Source organism: Reyranella sp., from assembly GCF_036558665.1.
Classification (GTDB): Bacteria; Pseudomonadota; Alphaproteobacteria; order Reyranellales; family Reyranellaceae; genus Reyranella.
Window position 1 is genome coordinate 1 of the sequence record NZ_DATBFE010000015.1, and the last position, 5637, is coordinate 5637.

The 5637-nt window shown below is 67.0% G+C and carries 6 protein-coding genes; 4 read left to right on the plus strand and 2 right to left on the minus strand.

Features of this window, described 5'->3' with window-relative positions; genetic code table 11:
• From VH499_RS03260 to VH499_RS03275, 4 genes are all read left to right on the plus strand, one after another.
• Positions 1-726 (plus strand): metal ABC transporter permease (locus VH499_RS03260; protein ID WP_332051253.1); only part of this gene is annotated, 726 nt, incomplete at its 5' end.
• Positions 727-758: 32 nt separating this feature from the next.
• Entirely contained in the window at positions 759-1661 is a 903-nt protein-coding gene (locus tag VH499_RS03265) for a metal ABC transporter substrate-binding protein (RefSeq protein WP_332051254.1), read from the plus strand.
• A gap of 252 nt (positions 1662-1913) precedes the next feature.
• Positions 1914-2972, plus strand: a complete 1059-nt coding sequence (locus VH499_RS03270) for a GTP-binding protein (RefSeq protein ID WP_332051255.1) — start codon at positions 1914-1916, stop codon at positions 2970-2972.
• Positions 2973-3119: 147 nt separating this feature from the next.
• Positions 3120-4127, plus strand: a complete 1008-nt coding sequence (locus tag VH499_RS03275; RefSeq protein WP_332051256.1) for a WD40 repeat domain-containing protein — start codon at positions 3120-3122, stop codon at positions 4125-4127.
• 16 nt (positions 4128-4143) lie between these two features.
• Here VH499_RS03275 and VH499_RS03280 read toward each other — a convergent pair whose 3' ends face one another.
• Both VH499_RS03280 and VH499_RS03285 read right to left on the minus strand, forming a co-directional pair.
• Positions 4144-4662, minus strand: coding sequence for a DUF2147 domain-containing protein (locus VH499_RS03280; RefSeq protein WP_332051257.1), 519 nt, complete (start codon positions 4660-4662; stop codon positions 4144-4146).
• 319 nt (positions 4663-4981) lie between these two features.
• Positions 4982-5637, minus strand: a 656-nt coding sequence (locus VH499_RS03285) for a saccharopine dehydrogenase C-terminal domain-containing protein (RefSeq protein WP_332051258.1), incomplete at its 5' end; no start/stop codon positions are given.

The window sequence follows — 5637 nt, forward strand, 5'->3', positions numbered from 1 at the left end:
ATGGCACACGCCATCCTGCCGGGCGCCGCCATCGGCTTCCTGGCCGCGGGTCTGAACCTGTTCGCGATGGCCGGCGGCGGCCTGATCGCGGGCTTCGTCATCGCGGTCGGCGCCGGCCTGATCGCGCGCTCGACCGAACTCAAGGAAGACGCTTCGCTCGCCGCCTTCTTCCTCATTTCGCTCGCGCTCGGCGTCACGATCGTGTCGGTCAAGGGCACCAATGTCGATCTCCTGCATTTCCTGTTCGGCTCGGTGCTGGCGGTGGACGATCCGACGCTGCTGCTGATCGTCGGCATCACGAGCGTGTCGCTGTTGATCCTAGCGCTGATCTGGCGGCCGCTGGTGCTGGAATGCGTGGATCCCGGCTTCCTGCGCTCGGTGAGCCGCGCCGGGGGGCCTGCGCACATCATCTTCCTCGCGCTGGTGGTGATGAACCTGGTCGGCGGCTTCCAGGCGCTCGGCACGCTGCTCGCGGTCGGCATCATGATGCTGCCGGCGGTGATCTCGCGCTTCTGGGCGCGCGACATCACCGGCATGATCGGCGTCGCCGTCGGCTGCGCCGCACTGTCCGGCTATGCAGGCCTGCTGGTCTCCTATCACGAGAACCTGCCGTCGGGCCCCGCCATCATCCTGGTCGCCGGCGCGCTCTACGCGCTGTCGGTCCTGCTCGGACCGTTCGGCGGCCTCGTCTGGCTGGCGCTGCCGCGACGCCATCTCGAAGCATGAGGGCGGCACGGCAAAAAGAGAGGGAGAGTCCCATGCCGACGCGACGACGTCTGTTCCTGCTCGCCGGGTTTGCGGCAATGCTCGCGGCCACGCCGGCGCCGGCCCAGGAGAGGATCAAGGCGGTCGCAACCTTCTCGATCCTGGGCGACTTGGTGCGGAACGTCGGCGGCGACCGGGTCGAGGTCGCGACCCTGGTCGGGCCGAACAGCGACGCCCACGTCTATTCGCCGACACCGGGCGACGCCAAAAAACTCGGCGCCGCCAGCATCGTGGTCGTCAATGGTCTCGGCCTCGAAGGCTGGATGGCGCGGTTGGTTCAGGCCTCGGGCAGCAAGGCGCAGACCGTGGTCGCCACCAACGGCATCAACCCGCGCAAGATGGAAGACGAGGGCCATCCCGGCCATTCGGTGATCGACCCGCACGCATGGCAGTCGATCGCCAATGCGAAGATCTACGTCGCCAATATCCGCGACGGCTTGAGCAAGGTGGACCCGGCTGGCAAAGCCGTTTACGAGGCCAACGCCAAGGCCTATCTCGCGGAACTCGACGCCCTCGAGCAGGAGGTGAGGGCGGCGATCGTCAAGATCCCCGCCGACCATCGCAAGCTGATCACCACCCACGACGCCTTCGGCTATTTCGCCGACGCCTACGGGGTGCAATTCATCTCGCCCGAGGGCGTCTCGACCGATGCCGAGCCCTCGGCCAAGGACGTGGCCAGGATCATCGATCAGGTGAGGAAGCAGAAGATCCCCGCGGTATTCATGGAGAACATCAGCGATCCGCGCATGATGCAGCAGATCGCCAAGGAGACCGGCGCCAAGATCGGGGGCACGCTTTACTCCGACGCCCTGACCGACGCCAAGGGCGACGCGCCGACCTACGTCGATCTCATCCGGCACAACCTCGAGCAGCTCGCCGCGGCGCTAGCGAGCTGACACCGGACGCATGTGGGGTTAATCGCCGGTCACCGCGTTCGGCGGCCACGCGCGATCTCGCCTGTGCCCGATCCTCGCCGAGAAACAGCCGTTCGGTAACCGTGACGCTTAAGCAACGGCGCGCAACGCCGAACATTGGACGCGCTCGGCTGGCCTTGCCCCAACAACGGATCGAGCCCGGTGATTGGTGCTCGGCGACCATGGCGTCCCGCGCCGGATGCCTATATACGGTGCTCAAACGGAGTGGAGCGAATGTCCGACAAGGTCCCGGTGACCGTGCTGACCGGCTATCTCGGCGCCGGCAAGACGACGCTGCTCAATCGCATATTGTCCGAGCAGCACGGCCAAAAATATGCGGTGATCGTCAACGAGTTCGGCGAGATCGGCATCGACAACGACCTCGTGGTGGGAGCCGACGAGGAAGTGTTCGAGATGAACAACGGCTGCATCTGCTGCACCGTGCGCGGCGATCTCGTGCGCCTCATCGACGGGTTGATGCGGCGCAAGGGCAAATTCGACGCCATCATCGTCGAGACCACCGGGCTCGCGGATCCCGCCCCGGTGGCGCAGACGTTCTTCATGGACGAGAATGTCGGCCGCAAGGCCAAGCTCGACGCCGTCGTGACCGTGGCCGACGCCAAGTGGCTGCAGGAACGATTGCAGGATGCACCCGAGGCCAAGAGCCAGATCGCCTTCGCCGACGTCATCCTCGTCAACAAGACCGACCTGGTGTCGCCCGACGAGCTGGGCGAGCTGGAGGCGCGCATCCGCGGGATCAATCCCTACGCGCGGCTGCATCGGACGGAGCGCTGCCGGATCGCGCTGCCGGAAGTGCTCGGGCGCAACGCCTTCGATCTCGACCGCATCCTGGACATCGAGCCCGAATTCCTGGGAGGCGATCATCACGAGGATGGGCACCACGACCACCACGACCATGATCACGACCATCACCATGAGCACGGCCACGGCCATCATCACCAGCACGACGGCGGCGGTTTGAAGCACTATCACGACGAGGAGATGCACGCGATAGCGCTCAAGACCGACAAGCCGCTCGATCCGGACAAGTTCTTTCCCTGGGTGCAGGACCTCGTGCAGAAGGAGGGGCCGAGCATTCTGCGCTGCAAGGGCATCCTGTCGTTCAAGGGCGATGACGAGCGCTTCGTGTTCCAGGGCGTGCATATGATCCTCGATGGCGACCACCAGCGCCCGTGGCAAGAGGGCGAAAAACGCGAAAGCCGCATCGTCTTCATCGGCCGCAAGCTGCCGGAAGAGAAGATCCGGGAAGGATTCGAGAGCTGCGTGGCGTGACGCGTGCCGCATTTTGGGTTGTCATGCCCCGCGAAGGCGGGGCATCCAGTAACCGCTGACATGCATTGAAGGGTGTGTGGCGCTGCCCCTCCCGAACTTCAGAGAATACTGGATCGCCCGGTCAAGCCGGGCGATGACACCGAGGATATGACCGACACCGAGCGCGACATCCCGTCCGTGGTCGAACGCTCACGGCCGATCAAGGCCGGCGCGCCGGTCGTGGCGGCGCATTTTCTTGGACAGACCGCGGTCCTGGTGCTGGGCGAGGACGCGCTCATCCTCGTGCCGCGCGCCGGCGAGCCGCGCACGATCGCGGTGCACGGCGGCGCGGTTCTCTGCTCGCGCGCGGACGCCGGCCGCATCGTCACCGGCGGCGACGACGGCAAGGTCGTGTCGACCGACCCGCAGGGCGAGCGCACCGTGATCGCGGCCGACGCCAAACGGCGCTGGATCGACCACGTGGCGGTCGGACCGCGTGGCGCGGTCGCGTGGTCGGCGGGCCGGCAGGCCTTCGTGCGCACCGCCAAGGGCGCCGAGCAGATGCTCGAAGTGCATTCGACCGTGGGCGGACTGGCGTTCGCGCCGAAGGGGCTTCGCCTCGCCGTCGCGCATTACAACGGCGCGACGCTCTGGTTCCCGAACGCGCAGAGCGAGCCCGAGACGCTCGAATGGAAGGGCTCGCATCTCGGCGTGGTCTTCAGCCCCGACGGACGATTCGTGGTCACCTCCATGCAGGAGCCGACGCTGCACGGCTGGCGGCTCGCCGACCGCAAGGACATGCGAATGTCGGGCTACGGCGCGCGCGTGCGCTCGCTCGACTGGACCGCCGGCGGCAAGTGGCTGGCGACCTCGGGCTCGACCCAGCTCATCCTGTGGCCGTTCCAGGGCAAGGACGGTCCCATGGGCAAGACCCCGCGCATCCTGGCGCCAGCGGAGGCGCAGGCCGAGGCCGTCGCTAGCCATCCCAGGCAGGAGGTGGTGGCGGTGGGTTATGCCGACGGGCTCGTGCTGCTGGTGCGCGTGGAGGACGGCGCCGAGGTGCTGGGGCGCAAGGGAGCGGGCGCGCCGGTCACGGCGCTGGCGTGGAGCGCGGCCGGCAACCTGCTCGCCTTCGGCACCGAGGACGGGGAGGCCGGCGTCATCGACCTCGGTTGACGCGCGGCCGGTTCTGCTACTGCTTCTTCTGCACGCTGCCTTTGGCCGCGGGGCGGGCGCCGGCGAGGGCATTGTCGGGCAGCCGGTTCCAGACCTGGCTGCGGCCGAACAGCGAAAGGCCGAGATAGCCGCGCACCTCGAGCTTGCCGCCATCCGGGCTGAGCTTCATCAGCGCGCGATAGACCGCGCCGTCGCGCGGGTCCATGATGGTGCCGTTCTCGTAAGCGAGCCCGTTGCGCTGCATTCCCTTGATCAGCGTCAGCCCGAGCACCGGCGCGCCCTTCTCCGCGCCCTCGCACTTGCTGCAGACGAAGTTCTCGTCCTCGCCGGGCTTGGAGAAGATCTTGACGACGTTGCCCTCGTAGACGCCGTTGCGCTCCGAGATCTTGAACCAGCTCTCGGCCTTGCCGGAGTTCTCGTCGACCTGCTCCCACAGGCCGACCGCCGTGAGCTCCGCGGCAGGCGCGGCGGGCGTGCCGGTGCCGAGTGAAACCATGGCAGCGACCGTCATCGACTTCAGGGAAGACAATCTCATTACTTCCTCACAGTGACTCTGCCTTTGTCATGTGACTCTGCTTGGCCTCTTGCCGCGCGGGGCTGTTGCCCTCGGCCAGCCTTATGGCGTCAGACTGTGGTGATTTCGCGAAGGGCGGTAATGAGATACGGGCAGAGAGCTATGCAGCGACCCAGCAATGCCGATGCGTCCTCGATCCCGTCATGGTTCGTCCGCGTGATGGTCCCATGACGCCGCCCGGCTGTATGCGGTTATGGGATCACCTTGCCGTTCAGCGGACGCTATCGGCGATAGCAGCACCGACGCGACAGCGGCCCGCGTCGGTGCCTGCGCGTGCCGGTCACTGCACCAGCACGTTGCTGAACTGCCAGGGGTCGTCCGCGTCGAGCGTTTCCGGAAACAGCTCGGCGCGGCCAGCGAGCGGCGTCCAATCGGTGTAGCGCCCGATCACCGGACCGAGATAGGGCCGCTGCAGGTCGAGGCAGCGGCGGAAGTCCATCTCGTCGGCCTCGACGATGCCGCGGTCGGGGTTCTCCAGCATCCACACGATGCCGGCGAGCACCGCCGAGGTCACCTGCAGGCCGGTCGCGTTCTGGTAGGGCGCGAGCCGCCGAGTCTCCTCGATCGAGAGCTGGGAGCCGTACCAGTAGGCGTTCTTGGCGTGCCCGTAGAGCAGCACGCCGAGTTCGTCGACGCCGTCGACGATGTCGTCCTCGGAGAGGATGTGCCAGGTCTGCTGCGGCTTCCACTGCGCGCCCGCCAGCTCGTGCAGCGACAGCACCGCGTCGTCGCACGGGTGGTAGGCGTAGTGGCAGGTCGGGCGGTACACGACCTTGCCGCCGTCGCGCAGCGTGAAGTAGTCGGCGATGGAGATCGACTCGTTGTGGGTGATCATCCAGCCGTGCTGCGCCTGCGCGGTCGGCGTCCACGAGCGCACGCGCGTGCCGGCGCCCGGCCGGCTGAGATAAATGGCGGCGTCGCAGCCGAAGTCGTGAC